1 protein-coding gene is annotated in these 350 nt (G+C 65.1%); it reads left to right on the forward strand.

The features are described from left to right. Positions 1-350: acyl-CoA dehydrogenase family protein (locus BG61_RS39000; RefSeq protein WP_035943925.1), on the forward strand; the 350-nt coding region annotated here is incomplete at both ends.

A 350-nucleotide genomic window follows, 5' to 3' on the forward strand; every position in this document is an offset into this window, starting at 1 on the left:
GTGCAGCCGATCCTCAACATGGTCAATCACGAGACCAACGAGCTTTTCTTCGACAACCTCGAAATCCCCGCCGAGAACCTGATCGGCGAGGAAGGGCAGGGCTTCAGGTACATCCTCGACGGGCTGAACGCCGAGCGCACGCTGATCGCGGCGGAATGCATCGGCGACGGCTACTGGTTCGTCGACAAGGTCACGCAGTATGCGAAGGAGCGCGTCGTGTTCGGGCGGCCGATCGGGCAGAACCAGGGCGTGCAGTTCCCGATCGCGCGCTCGTTCGTCAACGTCGAGGCGGCGAGCCTGATGCGTTTCGAGGCCGCGCGCCGCTTCGACGCGCACGAGCCGTGCGGCGC

Origin of the sequence: Caballeronia glathei (assembly GCF_000698595.1) — a bacterium.
Classification (GTDB): Bacteria; Pseudomonadota; Gammaproteobacteria; order Burkholderiales; family Burkholderiaceae; genus Caballeronia; species Caballeronia glathei.